General features: G+C 42.0%; 27 protein-coding genes. 4 read left to right on the top strand and 23 right to left on the bottom strand.

The annotated features are described in order from the left end of the window. Window positions 1-182: 182 nt before the first annotated feature. The 12 genes from DWB64_RS16210 to DWB64_RS16155 form a co-directional block, all read right to left on the bottom strand. Window positions 183-2243: a complex I subunit 5 family protein gene (locus DWB64_RS16210; protein ID WP_129489292.1), complete on the bottom strand. Its 2061-nt coding sequence runs from the start codon at window positions 2241-2243 to the stop codon at window positions 183-185. A 12-nt stretch (window positions 2244-2255) separates the two neighbouring features. Further along, window positions 2256-3737, bottom strand: coding sequence for a complex I subunit 5 family protein (locus DWB64_RS16205; protein WP_129489291.1), 1482 nt, complete (start codon window positions 3735-3737; stop codon window positions 2256-2258). Between the two features lie 36 nt (window positions 3738-3773). Then, window positions 3774-5300: a complex I subunit 5 family protein gene (locus tag DWB64_RS16200; RefSeq protein WP_129489290.1), complete on the bottom strand. Its 1527-nt coding sequence runs from the start codon at window positions 5298-5300 to the stop codon at window positions 3774-3776. Continuing rightward, window positions 5290-5664: a sodium:proton antiporter gene (locus tag DWB64_RS16195; protein WP_171831372.1), complete on the bottom strand. Its 375-nt coding sequence runs from the start codon at window positions 5662-5664 to the stop codon at window positions 5290-5292. The genes DWB64_RS16200 and DWB64_RS16195 overlap by 11 nt, the downstream gene beginning before the upstream one ends. Next, the gene (locus tag DWB64_RS16190; protein WP_129489288.1) at window positions 5645-6082 is read right to left on the bottom strand and encodes an MnhB domain-containing protein; all 438 of its coding nucleotides are present in this window, start codon (window positions 6080-6082) and stop codon (window positions 5645-5647) included. Before DWB64_RS16190 ends, DWB64_RS16195 begins: the two co-directional genes overlap by 20 nt. Next, window positions 6072-6359, bottom strand: coding sequence for a hydrogen gas-evolving membrane-bound hydrogenase subunit E (mbhE, locus tag DWB64_RS16185; RefSeq protein ID WP_129489287.1), 288 nt, complete (start codon window positions 6357-6359; stop codon window positions 6072-6074). The genes DWB64_RS16190 and mbhE overlap by 11 nt, the downstream gene beginning before the upstream one ends. Then, window positions 6356-6595: a hydrogenase subunit MbhD domain-containing protein gene (locus DWB64_RS16180; RefSeq protein ID WP_129489286.1), complete on the bottom strand. Its 240-nt coding sequence runs from the start codon at window positions 6593-6595 to the stop codon at window positions 6356-6358. Before DWB64_RS16180 ends, mbhE begins: the two co-directional genes overlap by 4 nt. Next, window positions 6596-6886 carry a monovalent cation/H(+) antiporter subunit G gene (gene mnhG / locus DWB64_RS16175; RefSeq protein ID WP_129489285.1) on the bottom strand — a complete coding sequence of 97 codons (291 nt, stop codon included), beginning with the start codon at window positions 6884-6886 and terminating at the stop codon, window positions 6596-6598. Further along, window positions 6887-7153 (bottom strand): monovalent cation/H+ antiporter complex subunit F, encoded by a 267-nt coding sequence (locus DWB64_RS16170; RefSeq protein WP_129489284.1) that lies wholly within the window; start codon window positions 7151-7153, stop codon window positions 6887-6889. Beyond that, a complete protein-coding gene (locus tag DWB64_RS16165) occupies window positions 7146-7625 on the bottom strand; it encodes a Na+/H+ antiporter subunit E (RefSeq protein ID WP_164980456.1) in 480 nt (159 codons plus the stop codon). The genes DWB64_RS16170 and DWB64_RS16165 overlap by 8 nt, the downstream gene beginning before the upstream one ends. Window positions 7626-7873: 248 nt before the next feature. Next, window positions 7874-9838 carry a sigma-54-dependent Fis family transcriptional regulator gene (locus tag DWB64_RS16160; protein WP_164980455.1) on the bottom strand — a complete coding sequence of 655 codons (1965 nt, stop codon included), beginning with the start codon at window positions 9836-9838 and terminating at the stop codon, window positions 7874-7876. A gap of 28 nt (window positions 9839-9866) precedes the next feature. Then, complete coding sequence (locus tag DWB64_RS16155) at window positions 9867-11573, bottom strand: GGDEF domain-containing protein (RefSeq protein WP_129489281.1); 1707 nt, start codon at window positions 11571-11573, stop codon at window positions 9867-9869. Window positions 11574-11793: 220 nt separating this feature from the next. On the opposite strand from DWB64_RS16155, the gene DWB64_RS16150 reads away from it, so the two are divergent. Continuing rightward, window positions 11794-12687: a DMT family transporter gene (locus tag DWB64_RS16150; RefSeq protein WP_129489280.1), complete on the top strand. Its 894-nt coding sequence runs from the start codon at window positions 11794-11796 to the stop codon at window positions 12685-12687. Between the two features lie 119 nt (window positions 12688-12806). Continuing rightward, on the top strand, window positions 12807-14048 hold the full coding sequence (locus DWB64_RS16145) for a pyridoxal phosphate-dependent aminotransferase (RefSeq protein ID WP_129489279.1): 1242 nt from the start codon (window positions 12807-12809) through the stop codon (window positions 14046-14048). Window positions 14049-14131: 83 nt separating this feature from the next. On the opposite strand, the gene DWB64_RS16140 is transcribed toward DWB64_RS16145, so the two are convergent. Beyond that, on the bottom strand, window positions 14132-14368 hold the full coding sequence (locus DWB64_RS16140) for a hypothetical protein (RefSeq protein ID WP_129489278.1): 237 nt from the start codon (window positions 14366-14368) through the stop codon (window positions 14132-14134). Between the two features lie 416 nt (window positions 14369-14784). Here DWB64_RS16140 and DWB64_RS16135 point away from each other — a divergent pair, with 416 nt between their 5' ends. After that, the gene (locus DWB64_RS16135; RefSeq protein WP_129489277.1) at window positions 14785-15816 is read left to right on the top strand and encodes a low specificity L-threonine aldolase; all 1032 of its coding nucleotides are present in this window, start codon (window positions 14785-14787) and stop codon (window positions 15814-15816) included. A gap of 81 nt (window positions 15817-15897) precedes the next feature. Here the strand turns inward: DWB64_RS16135 and DWB64_RS16130 are convergent, their stop codons facing one another. From DWB64_RS16130 to DWB64_RS16105, 6 genes are all read right to left on the bottom strand, one after another. Next, entirely contained in the window at window positions 15898-16389 is a 492-nt protein-coding gene (locus DWB64_RS16130; protein WP_129489276.1) for a GNAT family N-acetyltransferase, read from the bottom strand. A 135-nt stretch (window positions 16390-16524) separates the two neighbouring features. Beyond that, entirely contained in the window at window positions 16525-17265 is a 741-nt protein-coding gene (locus DWB64_RS16125) for a hypothetical protein (RefSeq protein ID WP_129489275.1), read from the bottom strand. Continuing rightward, a complete protein-coding gene (locus DWB64_RS16120; protein WP_129489274.1) occupies window positions 17265-19196 on the bottom strand; it encodes a hypothetical protein in 1932 nt (643 codons plus the stop codon). The genes DWB64_RS16125 and DWB64_RS16120 overlap by 1 nt, the downstream gene beginning before the upstream one ends. Before the next feature lie 94 nt (window positions 19197-19290). Continuing rightward, window positions 19291-19839, bottom strand: coding sequence for a GNAT family N-acetyltransferase (locus DWB64_RS16115; RefSeq protein WP_129489273.1), 549 nt, complete (start codon window positions 19837-19839; stop codon window positions 19291-19293). A gap of 51 nt (window positions 19840-19890) precedes the next feature. Continuing rightward, window positions 19891-20190: an MTH1187 family thiamine-binding protein gene (locus tag DWB64_RS16110; protein ID WP_129489272.1), complete on the bottom strand. Its 300-nt coding sequence runs from the start codon at window positions 20188-20190 to the stop codon at window positions 19891-19893. Between the two features lie 17 nt (window positions 20191-20207). Further along, on the bottom strand, window positions 20208-20771 hold the full coding sequence (locus DWB64_RS16105; RefSeq protein WP_129489271.1) for a GNAT family N-acetyltransferase: 564 nt from the start codon (window positions 20769-20771) through the stop codon (window positions 20208-20210). Between the two features lie 223 nt (window positions 20772-20994). Between DWB64_RS16105 and DWB64_RS16100 the strand changes: the two genes are divergently transcribed. Further along, a complete protein-coding gene (locus DWB64_RS16100) occupies window positions 20995-21381 on the top strand; it encodes a VOC family protein (protein ID WP_129489270.1) in 387 nt (128 codons plus the stop codon). 49 nt (window positions 21382-21430) lie between these two features. On the opposite strand, the gene DWB64_RS16095 is transcribed toward DWB64_RS16100, so the two are convergent. The 4 genes from DWB64_RS16095 to pflB all read right to left on the bottom strand — a co-directional run bounded on the left by DWB64_RS16095 (window position 21431) and on the right by pflB (window position 25816). Further along, window positions 21431-21832 (bottom strand): VOC family protein, encoded by a 402-nt coding sequence (locus DWB64_RS16095; RefSeq protein WP_129489269.1) that lies wholly within the window; start codon window positions 21830-21832, stop codon window positions 21431-21433. 231 nt (window positions 21833-22063) lie between these two features. Then, on the bottom strand, window positions 22064-22657 hold the full coding sequence (locus tag DWB64_RS16090; RefSeq protein WP_129489268.1) for a Crp/Fnr family transcriptional regulator: 594 nt from the start codon (window positions 22655-22657) through the stop codon (window positions 22064-22066). A 142-nt stretch (window positions 22658-22799) separates the two neighbouring features. Further along, window positions 22800-23561: a pyruvate formate-lyase-activating protein gene (pflA, locus tag DWB64_RS16085; protein ID WP_129489267.1), complete on the bottom strand. Its 762-nt coding sequence runs from the start codon at window positions 23559-23561 to the stop codon at window positions 22800-22802. An 8-nt stretch (window positions 23562-23569) separates the two neighbouring features. Beyond that, window positions 23570-25816: a formate C-acetyltransferase gene (gene pflB, locus DWB64_RS16080; RefSeq protein WP_129489266.1), complete on the bottom strand. Its 2247-nt coding sequence runs from the start codon at window positions 25814-25816 to the stop codon at window positions 23570-23572. Window positions 25817-25899: the final 83 nt, after the last annotated feature.

Raw genomic sequence — 25899 nt, 5'->3', positions numbered from 1 at the left:
CCGGCTTCCTTCAGATTCGCAGTCACCCGCGACACCCTTGCCTTAAGCTATACACTTCCCACTACTAGGGCGTGTTCGGGACTTGCACCCGTTGGATTGCGCCCATGCTGGGCGCACATAAAAAAAGGCTCAAAAGAAAATTGATTTTCTTTTGGGCCTTTATCTTTAGATGCTATTCCATGCTATCCCATTAAAAACACGATACTTAAACTCATAACCAATACTACCGCGATCACAAAGATAGAATAGGTGATACTTGAAGTCTTGTAGTGGAAGAATGCGATCAGTTCCTTCACCTTGGAATTTTCCTCGTCCAGTAAATTGTCCTTGATTTTTTTGATAGGTTGCAAATTAGCAGCAACTTTACCTTCTATCCCCTTGATGGTATCTTCAATCTCATGCCTGAAATCCTCTGTACTCGTATCGATCATCGATCTTTTCCATTCCAATTTAGGAATAATAAAAATATCCGATTCAATGATTTTCTTAAACCCATTTGAAACAACCGACAATGAAAAGAGAAGCATATTGTCGACGATCCTAAAGAGAAAACTAAACGCTTTAAAGAAAAACCTGACTACAGGTACATAGACGTCCTCTTCTAAGCTATACCACTCCATCGATGGATTTAAGTAGGTTTTTCCCTGCTCGTCAACTTTTACAAGCTTTCTCTTGATAAAGAGTACATACGTCAATACTCCCACTGAAAGTGAAAATAAGAAATACCCGATACTATGTGCGTTATAAACTGGCAGACTGTGCGGATATTCAAGTCCAAGCATCTCCACATAGTCAAAGAGCGGAGCAAGCACCGACTTCGGGAACAAACCAAGATACACGACGAGCGTCGCAAGCATCCCCATCGGAAAAAGCGCACGCTTCTTTAGATGTTCCTTATACTGGCCATAATAAGCCTCGTTCTTATCGATGAATAAGGCGATATAAAGCTTCAGCATATAGGCTATTGTAAGTCCGCCACCAATAAGATACAGCACTTCAGACACCTTGAACAGGGGGTTATGCGTATAGTGATAGGCTTCTAGAATCGCATCATGAAGCAGTGTTTTCGACACAAATCCATTAAAACCTGGAGCTGCCGAAAGCCCTAAGGCTCCTATTAGGAAGATTGCCTTAAGCGTTGTTTTTTCTCTGCCAAACCCCTTGATCACATTGATACTAAGCTCGTTGAGTATCATAAAGATCAGTCCCGTCGCCATGAAGAGCAGGACCTTGAAGATTGCATGATTGATCATATAAAGGATGGTTCCGACAAACGCGATACCGCCATGAGATCCCAGTATCCCTATCAGGCCGATTCCCATCAGCATAAACCCGGTTTGACTTAAACTGCTATAAGCGATGATTCGCTTGATGTTACGCTGATAAAGCGCGAGAATTCCGCCTAAGAATATGTTGATCAGGCCTAGAACGTACAGGACAGTGGAAATAGTACTGTCATAGTTCATCAGTTCGACCACAACGATAATCATACCAAATAGTCCTGTTTTGAGCAGTACTCCGCTTAAAAGTGCTGTAGCTGGTGCAGGTGCCGCGGGATACGCCTTTGAAAGCCATGTGTGAAGCGGGAAAACACTCGCCTTGATCATAAAGCCTACCATGATCAGACCAGATATCACATACTTGATCGTCCCCTTCATCGGTAAGATCACGCCCATTTCACCGATATCCAAGGTACCGGTCTGGTCAAATGCGATAAAGATTCCCATAAGCATGACAAGTCCGCCTGCGATAGCCATACTCAGATACGACATACCGGCTTTGTGGCTGTACTGATCCTCATCATGAATGATTAAAAAATAAGAAGTAAACGACATCGCCTCAAAAAAGGTAAAGAGGTTCAGAAAATTCTCAGAGATAAACACACCAAGGGTCGTTGCGTAGGTGAGCATAAAGAACAGATAGAAACGGTTTCGATTCTTCTTCCTGACCAGGTACTGAGTGGCATATAGCGTTGTTAAAAACCATGCGAGACCCGATATGAAAATCATCGAATACCTTAACATGTCTACTTTTAGGTGAAGTCCCGTACCCATGATATGGGGCATCATATACTCAATAGGCCCATCTTTAATTTGAGGGTAAAGAAGTATGATCAATAAAAATTCGATTGCCGTCACCATCACATTAAAAGAATCCCGCTTGCTTTCATTTTTAAGACCGATATAGAATCCGACAAAAGAAGCGACAAAAGGAAGTATCAGTATGTAAATCAGCGTATTCATAAGACTACCTCCTTAAAAGACACTACTTAAAATTGGGTTGATAAAATTGATAACGATATTGGGAAACAGTCCAAGCATGATGATCACAAGCGTCAAGATGACAATTGGAGCAAGCATCATTTTGGGCGGATCCAAACTCACTGCATTTTCACCTTCATCCGCTTCTATGCCTTCTGGGACAGACTGATTTGTAAAAAATGCAGTAACCGTGATCGGAAGCAGATAAGCAGCTGTTAAAAATGCGCTGATCAATAGTATGAACACATAGAACATATTGCTCGCATCGAGTGCCCCAAGTCCTAAAAACCATTTGCTAACAAATCCGTTGGTCGGCGGGATGCCAATCAGCGACAAGGCTGCGATGGTGAAACTTATAAAGGTCACAGGCATCCTTCTGCCCATACCGTTTATTTGGTGGATATACTTGTTGCCGGTCTGATGAGTGATGGTTCCGACAATAAAGAACAAGGTGATCTTTATTACCGCGTGATTAATCATCTGAAGCAGAGCACCCAGTAAGCCTAGAGGATTAAGCAGCAGGATGCCTAGAATCATATAGCCAAGCTGAGAGATGGTAGAATAGGCAAGTCTCTTTTTCAGATGGTCCTGATGCAGCGCGAGCAGCGACCCCATCACGACTGTGAGCACTACAAAGGGAACAAGATAGGTAGTCGCGCCGATACCGCTAACCACACTCGCACCAAAAACAAAATAGGTGATGCGTATCAACGAGAAAATTCCGCTTTTGACAACAGCAACCGCATGCAAAAGAGCACTCACCGGAGTTGGTGCGACCATGGCTGAAGGCAGCCAGGAATGAAACGGCACAAGTGCCGATTTTACACCAAAACCTAAAAACATAGCCACATAGCTAACGAGTAGCATCTTATTGTCTACCCCGTATGCCAGTGTGAGAATTCCCTTTGGTGTAAAGTTCATCGTCCCTGTAATCGAGTACAGGATCATCATTCCAAACACGATAAGGGTCGCACCCGAAAAGGAGTAGATCACATATTTCTTGCCGCTTTCAAGCGCTCTTTCGGTACCGTTGTGAATCACAAGCGGGAAAGTGCTCAGCGTCAAAAGTTCGTAGTAGATGTAAAGTGTAAATAGGTTCCCCGAAAAAGACAATCCTATGACTACCCCGAGCGTCAGCGTGAAAAACAGATAAAACTGTCTTACTCTTTGATTGTGCTTCATGTACTCAAAGGCGTAAAAACTGGTCAGAATCCATAAAACCGAAGCCATCAGACTAAAGAGCCTACTTAGCTGATCGACTTTAAAGTAGATATCTAAGAAGTTGTTGACCTTGATCAGATGGAAGGTACCGGTCTTGTTGTAAAACAAGACGAATACTACAATGAAGAAGTTGATAAACACAGTGGCACCAACAACCTTGGTGATGTTCTTATCACTTACCCATTTTCTATTTGTCAGTAGAACCGCTACGATGATAGGAATAACCATCGGTAGCAGCATCATTAGTTTTCCCATATCCGTCTTCTCTCCGCGTTTATCGTCCACCTATCCTTATAAGTAGATCCCTTTTTCAATAAAGTCAATTAGCACACCTGACATAAAGCCGACTCCCACCATGACTACCGACAGGATAATCAAGGATAACAGCGCTTTGATCGGCTTGCTTTTTGACCGGTATATCTTACCGTCTAAATTCTCTTCTCCAAAGTAACCGTTGATGATGATCGGGAAATAATAGACCGCATTGAGCATACTGCTTGCTAAAATCACCGCCAGCAGATAGATCTTACCTGTTTCGATAGAAGCCATCGCCAGATTCCATTTGCTAATAAACCCGGGAAGTACCGGTATGCCGACAAGTGACAAAGCGCTCAGTGTGAATATGCCAAGAGTGATTGGCATTTCTTTGCCTATCCCTTTAAAGTCCTTGATCGTCTTATTGCCCGTCTGTTCAATAAAGGACCCGGCAGCAAGGAAGAGACTCGATTTTGTCACACTGTGTGCGATGACATGATAGATCGCCATCACAAGACCCAGCTTGTTTCCTAGCCCGATTCCAAAGAAGATATAACCCATCTGGGCAACGCTTGAATAAGCGATCATACGCTTAAGTTCTGTCTGCGCCTTCGCCATTAGTGATCCTATAATCATCCCTAAGGATCCGAAAATCAGTAAGAGATCTAAGATAAACGTATGCGAGACGACATCAAACCCGAAGACAAGATAATAAAGCTTAATCAAGAAAATAACAGGCGCTTTGATCACCACAGCCGACAATATCGCACTCGACGGACTCGGCGCAGAGGAGTGTGCATCTGGCAGCCAGATATGAAGTGGATACATCGCACCTTTAAGCCCTAGTCCTATCGTGAATAGAATCAAACTCAGTAGTATAAGATTCTCATTTCCGGTCATATTTTGCGACAAAGCCTCTTTGATATAAAGCATGTTCAGATGTCCAGACACAGAATATAAGAAGGCGATACCCATGAGTACCAGTCCAGAGCCTAATGAGCTTAATATGAGGTATTTGATCGTCGCCTTGATGTTTGCTTCCTTGTCCTTTATGACAATCAAACCACATGCTGCTAAAGTACTGACCTCTAAAAAGACGAATCCGTTGAATACGTCATAGGTATAGACAATTCCAAGAATCGATGCCAATAGCAGTGTTGTCAAGGTCTGAAACAGACCCACACGATGATCCTTGATTTCTTTTTCGAGGCTATGGTACGAGTACCACGAAATCATCAGCATTACAAAGGTGAAGAATAGGCTGACCACACTCTCGATCTCGCCTATTTTGAATACGATTCCAAAAGGAGCAGGAAAATGACCGATGTCGAATAGATACGGTCCGTGCATAGCTACATAAACCGTATTGGCAACATTCAATAAGAAAGCGATTGAACCTAGCAGTAGGGAAACAACGTAAATCCCTTTTTTTGTCTTAATCAGCGGTAAAGAGAACGCACCCAACATCAGTATCACAATAGTTAACAAAGGAGTGAGTTTAAAGCTGTCCACTAAACTGAAATTCGCATTTGTCATAAGCATGTATGTAAGATCATGTGTCATATTTTCCTCCCTTGATCATCTGAATTTCATCCAGTTCGATTGTCCCATAGGTCTCATAAAGTTTGATAGTCAGCGCAAGCATAAAGGCGGTTACACTGACTGCCACAACAATTCCAGTAAGCATAAGACCCACTGGAATAGGATTGACATATCCAAGACCACTTACTTTCGCATCAACGATGATAGGCGCTTCCTTACCGTCGATAAAACCGATGGATATAAAGAGTAAAAATATCGAAGTGTCCATGATATTCATACCAATTATCTTTTTTATCATATTGTTGTTCAAAAGAAGCACCATAAATCCTATACCGAACAGGATCACAGAGGCAGCCTGCATATAGTTATTCAGCAAATTTGGCATTTTCAATATCACCTTCTTCAAAAATAATTGCGATAAAATAGAAAGTTATCGCAACTACAAGCCCTACAAGAATGTTTAAAGGTAAGATAAATCCACCACTAATGATTGTACCGGGCACGCCGGGACCGACAAGCGAATGAAGACCGAAAAACGCACTGATAAACACATATCCTTTTAAAACCCCGTACATGATCAGTGAAGAGCATGCGAGTCTTAGCAGGTGCTTGCTCTTAAACATTTGCTCCGATTGCTCCTTACCGCTTACAAACCTATTCAGTATCAAGCTCGAGCCCAAGATGCTTCCTCCTGCAAACCCGCCACCTGGAGACAAATGCCCGAAAACAATTATGTAAATGCCGAATACTTGAATAAAGGGTAGCAATATGTAAGTTATGTTCTTAATCAAACTACTTTTCATGATTAAGCGCTCCTTTCTTTAAAACCGTAAACACGCATATTAGCGCAGTGAAAATAACCGAGGCTTCAATAAAAGTATCAAACGCCCTGTAATCAAGAATCATAGCAGAGACGATGTTAATCGCTCCAGTATCACTCACCGCATCGTTTATATATTTATCCATCAGCTCATTATGAACCGTAGCGTTATCGCTACCAAACGCCGGCATATCCATGACACCAAGCATTAAAAAACCAATAAGTCCGAGAGTCAGTATCACAACAAATATCTGTTTCATTTTTTTGCCACCTTCATCCTATTCAGTGCAATCACAAATAAAATCGTAGTGATTCCCGCACCGACTGCCGCCTCGGTAATCGCTAAATCAGGCGCATTCATTCTTTGCCATAAGACAGCCATCATCAGCGAGTAAACCATAAAAATGATGACAGCGCTTAGTAGATTCCTGATCATGGCTGCAGCGACAGATCCGATAATCATGATGGCCACTATGATGATATTGATATAATCCATCTATCTTTCCTCCGTCATCTTTTTAACTGTTATCGCTTTTGCCACCATATGTGCCGCTGTAGGATTAGCTGTCCATAAAAAGAAAACAATCAGCATCAGCTTAAAACTGACAGGAGTAAATCCAGCCTTAATCATAAGCCCCACAATACATAGCGCCGCACCAAGCGTATCAGATTTTGCGGCACCATGCGCTCTGGTAAGCGCGTCAGGAAATCTAATCACACCGATCGCACCCACTAAAAAGAAGAAAAGTCCCAAGGATATCAAAAGTATTGATAAAAAGTCTGCCATTTAGAACTCCCCCTTACTTGTTGCAATCCCTCTAGTCACCACATAGGATCCAATATAGTTGATCAGCGCATACACAAGAACAACGTCGATAAAATAGTTTTCCTTCAGAATGAACGAAGTCAAAGCGATAATCACCATCGTCTTAGTCCCTATGATATTGATACCGATCATTCGGTCACCCTTCGTAGGACCCATTACCACACGGTACATACAAATTAGAATAGTAAAACACAAAAATACCACCGAAAACACGAAGAACTTATCCATGTAAGTCACCTTCAATCTTATGTAAAATGTCTTCTAGTACAAGTTCTGTCAAGCCGTCCTTGTAATCACCGTTAAGGCAGTGAACCCAAAGCTCCTTATCAGAAATATCCACTGTCATTGTCCCTGGTGTCAACGTAATCGAATTTGCAAGTACGGTGCGCATCACTTCACTTGACAGTTTGCTTTCAAATCGAACAATCTCAGGTGCTAACTTCATATCCTTTGACAGCACAATTATCGCCACCTGAATGTTGGATATGACAACCTCTTTAAAAAGCACCATAATAAAATGCATCCATTTATGTAAGACTTTCAACTCTATGTAGTTAAAATGACTTAATCGGTCCTTATTCAGCATCGTTACGATAACTGCCACAATCATTGCACATGCAATGGTGGTCGCCGTAATTTTCTCACTAAGCATAATAAAAAAGGTTGAAAGTACAACGGCGCTAAATACAATGTTTTTCATCAGAACACCTCCCCTATATGTATATGCAAGTATCATGCCAAGTCCCCTATAGCTTCTTTTCCTCAGACCGCACACTCTGCAATTGCACGACACTTAAATTGTTTTTATACTCAATACTGATTAAATACCCCTTTTTTCTTTAACTTTAATAGTACAAATCGATACAAGTGTCTCAATATGACACATTTATATCGGTTTTCGCAAATAAAAATGCACCACAATGATACACGTGTATCATTGTGGTGCATTTACAGGTTGTATTTTTCAATTTTCCTATACAAAGTGCTTCTTCCGATTTCAAGCATTTTTGCAGCCTGTACCAGGTTGTTATCAGAAACCAACAGCGCATTTACAATGGCTTCTTTCTCAACAACATCAAGCGGTCTGATATTGTCCACTCTTCCAAGTTCAATCGATTCAGCACTAATTTTTTCTTTAATGTATAGAGGCAGATGCCCACTGGAAAGTTTCTCCTTATCTCCGATAAGGTTAGTGACCATCTGCATCACGTTCTGAAGTTCCCGTACATTGCCAGGCCAGTGATAATGCTTCATCACTGTATAGAAACTCTCATCGATTGCTAGTTTTTTTGACGGAGTCTTCCTAAACTGCATATAGAAAAAATCAATCAGATTACGGATATCTTCTTTCCGTTCTCTCAGTGACGGTGTGTGGATCGGCATGACATTCAACCGGTAGAACAAGTCGCCCCTAAAATTGCCCATCTTGACTTCTTCCACTAAATCCTTATGCGTTGCTGCAATCACCCTAACATCTACAGGAATGACCTCGTGCCCGCCTACCCTCACGACCTCTTTGGTTTCTAAAACCCTCAAGAGGTTGGCCTGGGTATCCAGCGGCATATCTCCAATTTCATCTAGAAAAAGGGTTCCGCCGTCAGCAAGTTCGAATTTTCCTGGATTACCGCCTTTTCTGGCACCAGTGAACGCACCGTCTTCATATCCAAATAGTTCGCTTGCAACCAAGTCCCTTGGAATGGCTCCGCAGTTGATAAACACAAAAGAATTGTTTTTGCGCGGCGATTCATTATGAATCCCCTGGGCGAACATCTCTTTACCTGTGCCGCTTTCACCATGAAGTAAAATTGTCGCATCAGTCGCAGCAATAAGCTTTGCCATCCTGATCGCCTCGTTGATCTCTTCACTGTCACCCAGTATCGCATCAAAGGTATAGATCGCCTTAGACCCAAAGATCTTGTTGACTTCCGAATAAACTTTTTTTGATTCCCTAAAGGTAATCAGATACTCTTTAATGCTGTCATCCTGTGAATAAATCGGCTTAAGACTCATGATAATCGTTTTTTTTCGACCACCAGTGATTACTTGAATCTCTTTTTCTTCCAAGGTCCGCACTTCTTTTTTTATAAGTGCCAGCACAGATTTATTTGTTACTTCGTCAATTGTCTTACCTATTAGGTCTTGATGTGTCTTTTTCAGTATCTTAAGAGCAAAATAATTGATATCGGTGATAATTCCATCATAGGTGATTGTGATGATTCCCTCCGAGATGGTTTTCATGATCGCATCAAAATGCTTATTGATACGAATCAGATCATCATTTCTCTTATTTAACTTAATCTCATGCTCTATGGCAAGAGCCGATGCCAGAATCATCCCTAAGGTATGCGGATGCACTCTATCATTGACTCCCGACATGCATAAGACAGCCACGATCTCACCGCTATCGTCCTTAATTGGCGCCGCAGCTGAAGTCATCTTATGAAACTTTTTATTGAAGTGCTCAGCTCCAAGCACTTGAAAAGCGATTCCTTTTTTGAGTGTGATCGCAATGGCGTTTGTGCCGACCACATTTTCTGACATGTTCTTACCCTTGTGAAGATGCAGATCTCTCAAAACATCCTCATCACCAAGACATTCCAAAACATAACCGTTTGCATCGGTAAAACTTACTTCCATGGCGCCTTCACCCACAGCCTTGTAAATTGTTTCCATAAAGGGTAGTGCAATTTTCAAAATAGGAGAAAAGGCTTGACTTCTTTGCATGAGTTCTTCTTCACTCAGCATCTCCTTGATGGTTGTCGCATTGGGATCCACATCAAAATTCCTGCTTCTAATCCAGGAATCCGCAATTTCGATTCTCATATCTGAAAAATCCAATTCATCATGTAAAATATACTTTTCCCACGCCTCTAAATTTCGATTGTTCCCATGTAACATTCTAGAATTCGACAAATGCATCCCCCATAAAAATCTTAACTACCTATCCAAATTCAACCCTGTTCTTTCCTAAGTGCTTTGCCTTATACATAAGCGTATCGGCCTCGTGAAGGATAGCTTCCACCTCATCAGAGAAGCAACTGGTCACACCAATACTTGCTGTTGTAACAAGCCCCTTGTGACTCCATGAGAAGTTCTCAATATTGTAACGGATTCTTTCAGCAATTTCGTGTAACTCCATCTGACCGGCGCCTTCAATGAAAACTAAGAACTCTTCTCCGCCATATCTGCCCAGTTTGTCGCATTCCCTAATAGATTTCTTGATGATTTGAGTAACCTTTATCAGCACTTCATCACCTACGATATGCCCGTATGTGTCATTGATGTCTTTAAAGTTATCCAAATCCAACAGTAATACTGAATTGTCTTTTTTCAGATTCTTACTGAAAATATCTATGATTTTTCCCCTGTTGTATACTTTAGTTAAATTATCGGTAATAGAGTTGTAATAGAGTTCCTTCTCCGTTTTTGCCTTAGCCCTATTTTCTATCACGATAATCACTACTGCCACCAGTAGAAGAAGTATCCCGATAAACATTCCTATGATAAAATACCTCGACAACAAGACTCTTTCTTCGTTAGCAATATTCAACTGCTCCAGTAGCGACATCTTGCTATTCATCTCATCGTATTTTATCTCATCAAGACCCGAAAGCATTGCTTCCACAGCGTCATCATCAGTCTCATAATCAAAATTCAGCGTTTTGAAATAATAGTCTGCTGCCTCCTTATAATTTCCTAAATCATAGTTCACATTCCCGATCTCTTTATAAAAATAGACTTCATACGGATCGGCATTATCAATGATTGAAGACTTAAAATATAGGTCTTGAGCAGTCATATAGTAATCTAATGCTTTCGCTGGATCACTCTCAGCATAATATTTTCCGATTTTATAATTCACATAAAAAAGTGTATAAGTGTCTTTAACATCAATTGACTCCAGTAGTTCTTCAAGCATCTGAAGTCCCGCTTCAGGATCGCCGTTCTTAATCTGGTCGCTACCGATCACACGTCTGATAAGTTGATGCGGTTCTTCTACTACATAATCATGCACAACAGGACTTAAGAGGTTAAAAGCTTCCTCGTATTTTGCAATTGCCTTAAGGTAGTCTCCGTAGTAATAGTCCAGATCACCTAAGAACAAAGTATAGTCAACTATACCAAGTGCGTAATCGGACTGCCTTGACAACTCGAACGCTTCTGTGGCAACTAGCATTCCTTGATCGTAGTCATAGTTATAGATATAACTGAAGGCGATATTGTAATCCGATTCGATAATTCCCTTGGTATAGTCAATAGCTTCAGAAAGCTTTCTTAACTCCACACTTCTTTGCGTTCCGCTCGTCAGATCAAAAAAGAAGTAATCCATGTCTGCAAGATAGTATAAGATTTCTGCTTTAAGAACAGAATCCTCTTCGTTTTCAAGTAATCCAAGTGCTGATTCCAAATTCAAATAAGCCTCTTTGTACTTGTAGTCATATAATTGTATTCTCGCTTCTAAAAATTTGAATAAAGCCTGATCACTGTTCGCGTTTCCCATACTAGCTTCATATGCTTGCAAATCTTCTTCGTCAAACTCGCCTAATTCAATGTCATTCAAGTAATTAAGTACTAGCTTGTCAACCTCAGCGAAAGATATGGTGAACATTAGAACAGTCGCAATAAATAGTAAAAATAACTTTTTCATATTGCCCCTTTCTTTTCATTCTTAATTCCGGTTAATGTTTTATTGACTTATAGTATATCATTACTTGACCTTCAAGCGCCATGATTTCTGTAATATTAAACAAGCATTCATTTTTCAATCACTTGCGATGAGAGCCTCCTGCAATTTATTTCGCGTTGCTAAATATTCTATTCTATTATAGGATATTAGGGTACATAATTTAATTAAGAGAGGAATAACAATGGAATCCTATATCGGACAACTAATCGCACTGGCAACGGCATTTTGCTGGTCAATCACAGCGACCGCCTTTGAAGATGCCGGCAAACGCATGGGGTCACAGGCACTTAACTTGATCAGATTGGTCGTAGGTCTGGCATTTTTAAGCACCTTCACACTGATCACACGAGGTCAGCTGCTTCCCTTTGATGCGTCTTTAGATGCATGGAAATGGCTTTTACTATCCGGATTTGTTGGATTTGTAATTGGCGATTTGTTTCTATTTGAAGCATTCGTGCGCATTGGCGCGAGAATTTCCATGCTGATCTATGCAAGCGTTCCTCCTTTAAATGCGATCCTAGCCTACTTCATCCTTAAAGAACCGATGACAATGACTCAAATCATTGGCATGATGATCACACTTTTAGGAATCGCGACCGTTATCTTGGTCAGAGGCGACGGACAGAAAAAAGTACAGTTCTCACACCCCGTCACAGGAATCCTCTTCGCATTCGCAGGAGCGCTTGGACAGGCGGTTGGATTTATCATCGGAAAAATCGGCATGGGAACTTATAGTGCATTCGCATCGACGCAAATCAGAATTATCGCAGGCATCGCTGGATTCTTACTGATTTATCTAATTCGAGGCAATTGGAGCGGACTCGTCGCTGGATTCAAACATAAAAAAGCAATGGTAAGCGTCACCATCGGGTCCTTTTTCGGTCCCTTCCTAGGCGTTTCATTTTCGCTACTTGCACTTCAATATACCCATCCTGGAGTGGCATCGACCTTAATGTCGATTACTCCGATACTCCTAATACCTATCGCCATCTTCTACAAAAAAGAAAAAGTACATCTTAAGGAGATGTTCGGCGCATTCATAACGATCATCGGCGTAGGGTTTATGTTTATTTAATAACAAAAAATGAATTAGTTTTAGAAAAGGTGTTTTCAAATGCCATGAATACCTTTACTATGACTATAGAATGACAATTACTCATCAAACGATTATGACTTTATTCATTGGGGGACATTATGACATTTAGTATGGTTGCCAAACACGCAAAATGGCCGGCAAAAGCCGACGCAATTTTTGCAATAGCAGGAAAAGCCGAAGAAGCGATTAAAAAGTATGGTAAAGAAAATGTAACAAACTCCACACTCGGTGCCTTGATGGATGATAACGGAAAACTCATCGCTTTTGATTCAGTATTTGGTGTTTTAAAAGACACACCAAACGAGGAACTCTCAGCTTACGCCCCTATCGCGGGTATGCCGGAGTATCTTACAGCTGTCGAAGAGACTTTCTTTGCAGGATATAAGCCTCAAGCCCACATCAGGGTAGTGGCAACACCAGGTGGTACTGGCGCATTAAAAGTAGCCATGTGGAACTACACAGAAGAAGGCGACGAGATCCTTACTTCCGATTGGTTCTGGTCACCTTACCAGACGATTTCTGAAGAGGCAGGCAGAAAAATCACTACATTCCAACTGTTTTCAGAAGAAGGCAACTTCAATGTCGCTGATTTCAAAGAAAAATTCAAAGCTATCTTAAACAAACAGGATCGATTGATGGCGATCATCAATACACCTGCTCAAAACCCGACCGGTTACAGCGTATCCGACGAAGAGTGGGATGAGATCTTAGACTTTGTAAAAGAAGAGGCAAAAAATCCAGATAAGAAAATCATTTTATTAGTAGACACAGCATATATAGATTTTGCAGGAGTTGCTGATGAAAGAAGAGCCTTCTTCACAAAGTTCTCCAACCTACCTGAAAATATTTTTGTCATGGCGGCTTTCAGTACATCAAAAGGCTACACTATGTACGGCTTAAGACTTGGAGCGCTTATCGGTATGTCATCGAATGTCGAAATCGCAGATGAGTTCAGAGTATCCAGTCTTCATTCCGGCAGAGCCAACTGGTCTAACGGCAACAGGGGCGCAATGGTAGTGGTTTCAGAAATATTTAAAAGCAAAGAGCTAACAGAAGCATACACAAAAGAAAAAAATCAATACAAAGCAATGCTCAGAAAACGTGCAGACGCATTCGTAGAAGCATCAAACGAAGTCGGCCTAGAGTTGTTGCCTTATAGAGATGGATTCTTTGTCAGCCTACCATGTGACAAGCCATACGAAATCAGCGAAGCCTTAGTCGAAAAGAACATCTTCATGGTTCCACTTGGTAAAGGCATTAGGTTCGCAGTATGTGCCGTGTCAGAAGACAAATGCAGAAAAGCTCCGAAAATAATTAAAGAAGTGATGGACCGATTCTAAGTTTTATTCGCTTATGTAGAACTCCATAAAAAGAGCCATCAACACCGCTATAGTGGCGTTGATGGCTTTTTATAATAGCTTTATTAGATATCATATTCTTTCTTAATTGCTAAAATCCTATCCCAAACAACACTACTTACATCATTTCTACTCACTTGATTAAAGATATTACCAAGCACTCTTTTTTCTTCATCATCCATAATTTGATCTCTCAAGGCTAAGCCTAAAAGAAAGTTTAGCTCACCCATGTCAAGCGTGCCATCATCTGTAAAGCAATTGATTGAAGCAATAGCAATTTCTAAATGACTACTTTGTTTCATAATAATCCTCCATATCAGATTCCATTCATTGAATGTCTACAAAATAATTCGATGTAGCAATATTTACCATTGTAACAAATTCTAAGTACACCAACTAGTGTTTACAACCTTAAGTTTTTCTTAAACTTTCTTCTATTAAAAAATGAAATCAAGGCATCTGAAATAGACTGAAAAATTGAAAAAAGATTGCATGACAGATGATTTGCATATGATAAAGGTTATGTTAAGATTAACTTAGTCAATTGACATAATCGGCCGGCAAAAGCCTTTACTGTCGTCTAAAATCAACCGAAAAACGGTCTGTGAACGAAACACGGCTTTACATGTAAAAGAGTTACATAAAGCAAAAGTATAGCAAAACGGATACGAATCGATTGGCGATTTTCTTTGTAAAAACATACCTTAAAGGAGACATTATGCTTTATTTCATGAATGATTACTCAGAGGGAGCACATCAGAAGGTGCTGGATGCACTAATAGAAACAAATATGCAGCAGCATGTGGGTTATGGTGTAGATGATATCACAAGCGAAGCCATCGAGCTTATTAAAAAGAGAATCAGTAGGCCAGATGCCGATGTCCATCTACTAGTCACTGGCACTCAGACAAATACGATAGCGATCGCTCACTTTTTAAGACCATACGAAGCGGTAATCGCAACAGATCTTGGTCATATCTCAGTACATGAGACCGGCGCTATTGAAGCCACTGGCCATAAAATTATCGAGATGGAATCAAAAGATGGCATACTTACCCCAGAAATGATCGATGCGGCAATTTTGAAACACGCTGACGAGCACTGGGTATTGCCAAGACTGGTTTACATCTCAAACGCAACAGAAACAGGCACGATCTACACAAAAGCTATGCTGAAGAAGTTAAGAGATACCTGTGACAAATACGGACTTTATCTATATATCGACGGAGCGAGACTTGCAAATGCCCTAACATGCGATGATAACGATATGACCATTGAAGATATCGCTAACTTTGCAGACGCCTTCACCATCGGTGGAACAAAAAACGGAATTCTCTTTGGTGAAGCGTTAGTCATCACAAATCCAACGTTAAAAGAGCACATGAGGTTCTCAATCAAGCAAAGAGGAGCCCTTCTGGCAAAAGGCAGATTGTTAGGCGTTCAATTTAAGGCGCTATTTGAAGATGACTTGTATTTCAAAATGGCTAAGCATACCAATGAGATGGCCACTATGCTAAAAGACGGCATCCTAAACCTTGGCTATCAGCTTATGACGAACCCGTCAACAAATTTACTATTCGTCATACTTCCTAACAGCATCCACGAAAAACTCTCACCCCTATGTTACTACGAAGCGGAGCATCCATACGATGAAAACAACATGGAAGCCAGATTCGTAACTTCATGGGCTACTCCAAAAGAAGACGTCTTGGAACTTCTAAAACTGTTGAAGGATTTAAAGGATTTCTAAGCCCTCTACCAGGTAACCGCCCCTACTTCTCCAAAAATTTAGACCACCCGTTTGGGTGGTCTATTCCACTTATTCTGAAGACTATTTTATGACTTTCTTATAAATAGGTTTATTCTCCTCATCGATTTCTGAGGTCATGCAGTAGCCTCTGGCTTCCCAGAATCGTCTATTGATCTCATTGGTCGGTGTCAGCTCAATGGATTCCACACCTTCATTCCCGATGATTTCCTCAAGCGAATCATAAGCATTCTTACCAAAACCCTTGCCTTTATACTCGTCTGCAAAATAATATTCCATCAGACAGCAGTTCTTGTCGGTGTCAAAGAGTAGCTGGTACATTGAAAAACCGACAATAGTATCCTCGCTAATGATAAAGTGAAGGCGAATCGGTTTTTCTTCTCTTTGTCTAATTCTATCGATCGCATCCCGATATTCAGATGAGTAGTAATACTCCAGTTCTATTCCGTCACCTTGAGTGGCAATACTCGAAAGCTCATTGATATAGGTATCAAACATACTCCAAAAACTTTGCATTTCCTCATCAAGCGTAATCAGTTTCATCTCAGTTTTCATTCTTATCACCTTTTCCAATTGTGTTTAAACCTCAGCACACTAAACTATTTATATATCCAGTCTAACACGTGCTGATTGGTAACATGATAAACAGAACACTTATAACTGTTTATTCTGATTCGCCTGCTGTTAGTCTCAAGGAAGAATCAGAGTGAAGTAAGTATCATCATAGATCATGACGGCATAATAATGTGTACCTACCGGTCCGAAAAACTCCACCTCGGCATTGTCTTCATTACCTACAAATCTGATATTGAACCCTTCAGCGACATGCTCTGTTATCTCACCAGTAGCTGCGACTGATCTGGCTGTTTTTTTGAAGCCTTCGCCTGAGTAAACAAGTGTCCACTGTAATCCCTCGATAAGGTCTGGTGCTGCGCTCGTTATTTCGGGTTGATCCGTAGCGATAATCACCGCTACACTCATATATCTGTCAGGTAAAGCAGACATGACGATCAGCAGGTTCTCAGATGCCTCGTTTGTTTCAGGATTCATCCCTGACTCTGCGCTGATAGAAGATACAGCATGAAAAGTGGGAAAATCACCTTTCTTCAAAACGGTTCCATCAGACTTCATCACCGTTATCCCCACAGGGATTGGATTTGCACCTTCAAAATAAACCGGATCGTGTGGTATCGAAAGAGCTTCTGTCGTTGATTCAGTTGTAGCTTCCGCTGTAACTTCCGTCATCGCTTCAGTCATAACATCAACTGTCAGTTCAGTCTCATCGTATGGATCCGCTTCTGATGTGCTATCGGTATTAATCGTAACAAGCAAAACAATACCGGCTAACGTGACCAAAAACCCGAGAACGATTAAAAGTAGCGCCAGTCTTCTGCGGCAACTTCTACAGCGTTTAAACCGCGTCATTGGCATTACCTACACCCCGCTTCCAATTCGGCAAGCCTGTCAAGGGCTCTTGAAAGTCGACTTCTGTATATCCGTTCATACTGTCTAATCTGCAGTTGAGCCTGGGCCCACGTTAAGGCGCGGCGCTTCGTCATGCGTCCCTTGCTCCTACTGATCAGTGTAAGGGTAAATCTAGACCTGTCTTTAACCCATTGTCCGTTTCTGCACACCCATATCTCAACACACTCCGCCTTAAAGACATTATTTGCTATCGATGCCGAAACATCACAATCAGGTAATCTACGCTCCTGAAGTTCAGGAACCTTTCCGATAATGACACTTGATATCTTGCCTAAAATTGAAAGCGTGTCAACCGCCAGCTGTCCTGGCGAAGTAGGCACAGGTATGTCTAGCGCCTGACCGGCTGCAGGCGGACCGGCGGCTCCAAGCAGCGACCACCCCACACCATCACGCACGAGGGATTCACCTATCCCTTTAACATCCATCAGTTTACTGATCCAACCAAGGGCTTCAGACGCATCAGCAAGCTGTCCGCTAATGTCGTTGGCGGCAACCGCTCCCTCATGAGCTCCGCCCCCTTCAAGAGTGACTTCCAACCTGACAGGAATGCTTACTCTACCTAAATTTTTTCTGTTTCGCTCTTGTGGTGGATCGTCATCATTACAACACGGTCTTTCATCCTTACCGGTAGCAACGCTTGGACCGCCTGTAGGAGCACCACCAGTCGGTCCAGGAGTAGTGCCGGTTTCTGGTTTTGGTGGCGCTAGTGCGGCTTTCATACACTCCTCGTAAGCACGGCGTGTATTATCCGCGGCCTTGATCGCCTGTTCTTCTTTTTCTTTCGCACTTTTGACTTGATCAATCGCTCTATTTTCAGCCTCTTTAGCTGCCTTGATCGCTTTTTTTAACTCCGTAGCTTCTTTATCAAGTTCACGACGCTCTTCCTCAGATTGCGGTGTCGCTGCCTCTTCCCAATCTTCCACAAGTTCTTCTGCGGAATCCTTATTGGGGTCACTGCGGTACTCGTCCCATGCCGCACGTTCTTCTTCACGCCTCATCGCCACATCTCTGCTTGTAATCCGGTGGCCGTCCATTTCAATCCAAGCTTCATCCCCACCTTCTCGTCCTGCGCTCGGATACGTTCTTCTGATATCATCAAGCTCTTCTTCGAGCTGTTCTCTCTCATCGGATAGCTTTTCAGCAACTTCTTCGGCTTTCCTAGCGGCTTCACTTGCAGCAGATGCATTCTCTGAGGCAGCAAGCCAAGCTTTTCTTTCCTTTTCACAATTTCGTTTTAGCAAAATCAGCATACCGATAATAGCGATCAGCCCCCCCCCACCGACAAGAATCACCGGCCACCACACAATCCCACCTGGTTCTTCAGCATCTGATTGGGTAGTTTCGACAGTAACTTCTTGTGTTTCTGTTACGTCAGATTGTGTCGCTTCGGTTTGAGTGGTTTCTTCCGATTCTGTCACTTGCTCAGTGGTAACAGTCGTTTGAGCCTCGGTCGCTTTAGGAGGAGACACGGCAAGTGAATCGGGGTCGCACTCCGGTTCAGAAGCATCAACCAACACGTCATTTATAAAGACCGTAGCGCCTGCGTCGTCAATGACGTTTACCGCATAGGATCCGTAAGAATACAAAGGAAAAGCAAAGAACAACTGCCCGTTTGCATCTAGTGTGCCAACAAGCGTCTGTGAAGCACCGCTTCCGCTTAGCTCACCTGTAAACTCTGTCCCCTCCTCGTAATACTCCAGTGGCATGGTAAGACCAAGCCGCAGATAAGAGTAGCCGTCCCCAGCATAGGTCTGATCAAAGGGAGGATGGTCGACACCGATACAAAAGTCCAAGGGGTCAACCGGATCGGCACTCACAGTCAGGGTCAATAAGGCAATCACAATCAGTGCTGCAAGTAGTAACGCTTTTTGTTTCATACTATCAACTCCAATACATATCGTCATAGTAAAAGGTTTATTCAACAGCTTACCCTATTATAGTACCCAGAATCGCACAAAAAAAGACCTCACTTTAAAGTGAAGTCTTTTTCATGCTGTTCCAGAGGATGTTTTCAACAGAAACAACCTCTATTCCTTCATCTACAAACCTTAGCGTTGTAAGGTACTTGAAATCCATTTTCTTTTGAAGCATTTCAGAAGCGATATTAAAAGGAAAATGACCGCACTGAACGTAGTCCATCCCCTCTAGTTCAAATAGATGCTTAATAACGGCGCTTACCGCCTCAAACATCAACCCCTTATGCTGATAGCTTTTAGAAATCGAGAAGGACATGCTTCTACCAATCTTGTCCTTTAGTTCCTCAAGTCCCAAAAGTTCTTTCGGGACACCACCAACGGTAAGATTGCCAATCACTCTACCCGTATCCTTATACTGTAGTACATAACCCCGTTCTTCCTTATCCTTAAGCCACTCAAAATTCCAACGGGCATCGTCTTTTGTTGACATCAGATTTCTGCCCATCATTTTGCACATCTCATCGTCCATCGCGAACTCGCAAAAATCATCAAAATCATCATTCGCAAACTTACGTAGAACAAGGCGTTCCGTTTCTATAAACATAAATCAGTCTCCAACAATATAATGAGTCAATACAAAAGGCACAAGTCAAATTCAAAGTTTCTCCTCAACAGACTTCAGCTTTTGATCGATAGTTCCTATCTTATCGCGCCTATCATCTATTTTAATGGATGTCGATACACGCTTGGCACCACTAGCAAACGGGACTTCATGCATTTTTGCAATTAGCTCCATGATAGTGGCCAAATCGCCTTCAAGTACTGTAGCCATAGGGGTCAGTAAATACTTGATCTCACTTTGCTCAGTTACAATCCGGTGGCAATCGGCAACGTATTTGCTTACGCTGGTATCCGCAGTACCAAGCGGGACGATAGTGACTTCTACTACTGCCATAAGAACCTCCTTTTTCATTATCTCGCTCTGTCGTTAAAATCCGTTGCCGTTAGTCCGTATAAGACTTCATCGTAGTGTTTTCCCTTCATATAGATAACCTCTCTACGGACGCCTTCCTTTTGACAGCCGACCTTTTGAAGCATCGTAGCTGAGCCGATGTTGTAGTCAATCACCGAAACGTTAAACTTATGCAGTCGTCTTTCATTGAAGGCATAGTCGAGCAAAATCTTCATCGCTGCTGTGCCATAGCCTTTTGCCCTGTGCCCGCTAGAAATCTGCATGCCAATGCTGAAAAGTCCATTTCTTTCATCGATGCTGTTTAGGTTGACAGCCCCTACAATGTCACCTTCTTTGTTTAAGATGGTGAACATGAGTCTGCCAGACTCTTGATTAAAGTATGAAAAATATTCAGTATCACTTTGTGCCTTTTTCTCAGTGATAGGCAGTTCCAATTGATACTGAAGCATTCTTCTAGCTTCCGAGTCAAAATAGCTGTCAAATCCAGCTTGCCAGTCCTCTGGTTCCATCGCCCTTAGTACGACTTGTTCATTTTGCCAATAGCTTGATGTATGTATTTTCATAGATCCTATCCTCCTAATCTTGTATGATTTCAGTTTAACCTTAATTACTTATAAATCATATGTAGAGTTTGATTCAAACTAAACTTTGCCTAAAAACGAGAAGGTTTGTGAAGAACCTGATCTACTTTGTAGTCAACTATTCGTCTTGACTTCATTAACTGTATTTTGGATTAATGGTATAATATACATAAACCCATCTTACCAAATTAACCAGGAGGCATATATGCGACCATCAATCAAACTAATTTCAATACTCACAGACAATCTAACAGAAATGCTGACATTCTATAAAGATGTGCTGGGCTTTACAACAGAGGATGAAAGTGGCGGTTATATCGAACTAATTCATGATGGCGTGAGAATCGCTCTCTGTTCAAAAGAACTTATGTATGAGTTAACAAAACATGAGGCATTTCTTGAAGAAAGAAAAGGCAAAAGTTTTGAACTCGCATTTTGGGTTGCTACAAAAACAGAAGTCGATTCAACCTATAAAGAATTGATCGATAAGGGTGCCACAGCCATCTTAGCCCCACACGATATGCCTTGGGGTCAAAGAACTGCCATGTTTGCCGACCCTGATGGAAACTGCCATGAAGTCTATGCTGATTAATCGAAAAAGTATTAATTAGCTGAAAAACTTACGATAGGCGTTTTGCAATCTACACCTTATCCTTTGTCTCTTTAAACAAAAACAAATCCCATATATTGCCGTCCATATCGACAAAACCGTGCCCGTACATGAACTCATTGTCAATGGGTTCAGGATAAACATGTCCACCCAAGGCTTTTACTTTATTTATCATCTCATCAATTTCAGCAATGCTGTCTGCAGCCAGTGAAAAGGATGAGTTTTGATAGGTCTTCATGTCTACACCTGGGATATTTTTGTGGTGATCAAGCGCGCCGGTTTCATAAACCATAAGGAAGCAATCATCAAGCATACGATAGACGCTGGACTTTTCAGTGTTATACATTTCTATTGCATCAAACCCGAGCCCCTTATAAAAACTTCTAGATTTTTCGATATTGCCTACCTTCAAATTCATATACATTTTTTGCATCTACACCCCTCCTTGAACAACCGCTTGAAATCGATCACATAAGAAAGTCTTATGAAACCAACTACTATTATTCTACTAAACTATGTCACTTAATGGTGGATTTTAAGGCAAATGTAATAGAGTGACCCTATAAAAAAAGACTTCACTTTGATAGCGAAGTCGATTTTTATGATCGTAGATTCTATTTAAGTGGAAGAGAAGTAGATTACTACGCAGGTGATTGAACTCTACTTAGTTAAAAGCGTTCCGTAAGGCATTTACGTCTTTCACGATCACCTTTTTTGTCCCAACAAGTTCAATCCACTGGTTTTCTTGGAACAGATTCAGTTTTCTACTGATGGTCTCTCTTGTAATGCCTGCGTAAGCGCCCAATTCTTCTTGATTCATCGACAGCTCAAGTACAATTCCCTGTTCGGTCGGCTTGCCTATCTCATCTGCAAAATTCAACAGCATGGACGCAACGCGCTGGTCTAAACTTGTGAGCGCCAGCCTTTCAGCCAGACGTTCCACCTTCATGATTCGTTCATAGGCCTTTTCAAGCACTTTCAAAGTAATACTTGGATTAAGCAAGATCAGCCTATCGAAAGCGTCCTTCTCAAGAGCGCTGATTGTAGTGTCCTTCAAGGCGATCATATCAAAATCGAATTTGTCTTTTTTCAAGAGGTTGAACGCACCGATAAAATCCCCAGATGTGAGGATGTAGATGATTTGCTCTTTTCCATCTTGAGTGTACTTTGTCACCTTTGTTTTTCCTGTGCAGACGATATAAAGCTTATTGGCCTCATCGCCTGAACTGAATATCTTGTCACCCTTTTTATACCGCATGGTAAACACACTTTCAGCGACAAGCTCGGCCTCGCTGTCCGATAAGTTCTCAAATAGCGGTATACTGCTTAAGCAGTGGGTATGGGTACAATCCCTACATAATCCTTTAGATATTTTACACGTATCGATATTAAACTCCTCACTAAACAGCTTCTGTCAACAGACACTGCTTTCGTTTGTTAAGTAACGCACACATGGCGTATATCTCATATCCCTTGGCTATTTTCTTATCCATTTCAGACATATCCAACAGGGTATTTTCTATCTCCAATTGAGAATATTTATCATCCCCAAGTTTATGATACGGTAAAATCTCGATTTTTTCAATCAATTTCGTTAGCGGACTAATGATTTCAAGCAGTTGATCCATCGCTTCAGTCGAATCGGTAGCCCCGGGCAGCATGACATGCCTGATCCAGATCTGACCCTTGAACTTAGTAAGTTTCGCTATAAACGCCTCAAGCCCTGATAGTGAAACACCTGTTAATGCACGATGTTTGCTTTCGCTAAACGCTTTGACATCCAGAATCACCAAATCCACATTTCGTAGCACCTCGTCGTGGTATCTGTCATTTCCAATCCCCGAAGTGTCAATTGCTGTATGGATTCCTTGTTTTTTTAGTGTCTTTAACGTCTCTATCAAAAACTCCCCTTGAAGGAGTGGCTCCCCACCCGAAAAAGTGACGCCGCCACCAGTTCGCTTGTAATAGGGCAAATACTTTTTACTAATGCGTACAACCTCATCTGGACTGTACACAGGCGTGCCGACTCTGCAAGTCTGTGATTCCGGATTATGACAGTAGGAGCACCTTAAAGGACAGCCTTCAAGAAAGAACACGCTTCTAATTCCAGGTCCATCAAGCAGTCCCATCGTTTCAATTTTATAGACTCTCCCAGTGTTCATGATGCCTCCTAACAAGCCGTATGGCACGTTCTATTGATTACTTCCATCTTTTGTTCTTTAGTCAACCGATTGAAGTGAACCGCATATCCCGACACCCTGATCGTTAGTGTCGGATACTTTTCAGGGTGATGCATTGCATCAATAAGCAGCTCCTTAGAAAGGACATTGACATTTAAGTGAAAAGCCCCCTGCGAAAAGTAACCGTCAAGGATTCCCGCTAAATTCATAAATCGTGTTTCGTCTTCTTTTCCAAGTGCTTCAGGAACAATTGAAAACGTATTTGATATCCCGTCCCGGCACGAAGCCTCATAGGGAAGCTTCGCAACCGTATTAAGGGAAGCAAGCGCTCCCATATTGTCTCGTCCGTGCATAGGATTCGCACCCGGAGCAAAAGGTTCTCCTGCCAAACGTCCATCAGGAGTCGCACCGGTCTTTTTACCATAAACCACATTCGATGTGATTGTCAGAAGCGACATCGTTTGCTCTGAATCTCTATAAGGAACATGTTTTTTCAGCGCGTCCATAAAGTACTCGACCACTTCAATCGCAAGCTCGTCCACACGATCATCATCGTTTCCGTATTGTGGATACTCACCATCGATTGAAAACGAGGTTGTTATGCCCTTTTCGTTTCTGATAGCGGTGACTTTAGCGTGTTTGATCGCACTTAAGGAGTCCGCCACCAGTGATATGCCCGCCATGCCATATGCCATCAGTCGATGCACAGTCGTGTCATGAAGCCCCATTTGAACGGCTTCGTAAGCATATTTGTCGTGCATATAATGGATAATGTTCATCGTATCCACATAGAGTCCGGCAACATCATCAATCACATACTTAAATCGGCTCATCACCTCATCGTAATTCAACACGTCACTCTTAAGCGCTTTTACTCCATCGACAATTTTGACAGGTTCGCCATCTCGCGTAGTCTTTAACTCGTCATGACCCTCATTAAGCGCATAAAGCAGCGCTTTACCCATGTTGGTTCTCGCACCGAAGTACTGCATTTGCTTACCGATTGTCATTGCCGACACACAGCAGGCAATACCGTAATCATCCGTGTACAGTGGGCGCATCAAGTCGTCGTTCTCATATTGGATGGCACCCGTTTGCGTTGTCATCTTCATGCAGTATCGCTTAAAGGCCTCAGGTAAGTTTTCAGACCAAAGTACCGTCATATTCGGTTCCGGCGCCGCACCCAAATTGGTGAGGGTGTGGAGGAACCTGTACGCCGTTTTAGTCACAAGACTCTTACCATTGTCGTTCATACCACCGATAGCCTCTGTCACCCACGTCGGATCGCCTGCAAATAAAGTATTGTAATCCGGCGTTCTCAAATGTCTGACCAGTCTCAACTTGATGACGAGCTGATCGATGAGCTCCTGTGCTCCTTCTTCAGTCAGTACACCCGATTTTATATCCCTTTCGATATAGATGTCTAAAAACGTGGTGTTTCTGCCTAAACTCATCGCCGCCCCATTGTTCTCCTTAATGGCGGCCAAGTAGGCAAAATAGAAGTACTGAACAGCATCCTTAGCCGACTCAGCCGGTTTTGAAAGGTCAAAGCCATAGGTTCTTGCCATATTCTTTAAAGCGATAAGCGCTCTGATTTGCTCGTTAACTTCTTCTCTTAAACGTATTGTTTTTTCATCCATCGCCCGATTGAGCAGATGTGCTAAGTCATCTTGCTTATTTTTAATCAGAAAGTCTACTCCATAAAGCGCGACGCGGCGGTAATCGCCGATAATCCGTCCTCTTCCGTACGCATCAGGAAGGCCTGTCAACAAACCTACCGAACGCGCCTGTTTCATCTTGGGGGTATAAGCGTCAAACACGCCTTCATTATGCGTTTTTCTAAAAGAAGTAAAATGCTGTTTCATAGTTTCGTCAAGCGAATAGCCATAGGCATCGAGTGACGCCTCAACCATTCTAAAACCACCGTAAGGATTGACAATCCTCTTTAGCGGCGCATCGGTCTGAAGTCCCACGATGACTTCGCTCTCCTTGTCGATGTACCCAGCTTCAAATGCGTCGACTCCTGAAAATACCGCTGTCTCGATATCGATGATGCCCTTTTCAATCTCTTCTTTTATCAGTACCTCACACTTATCCCATAAGGTCTGTGTTTTCTCCGTTTTAGATGCTAAAAAGCTTTCATCGCCAGTATATTCCTCATAGTTCGATACAATAAAGTCCCTGACACTTATTTCCGACTGCCATCCACCTTTATTAAACGCTGTCCATGCTTTCATCGTTGCCTCCATATCCAAAGTATTGTCTTAGCTTAAGGTGAGTATACTGGAGAACAAACAAAAAAACTGTGACAGCAATCACA

Origin of the sequence: Fusibacter sp. A1 (genome assembly GCF_004125825.1) — a bacterium.
GTDB lineage: Bacteria > Bacillota > Clostridia > Peptostreptococcales > Acidaminobacteraceae > QQWI01.
Note: the sequence above shows the minus strand (reverse complement) of the source record. Positions and strands in the feature narration are given on the sequence as shown.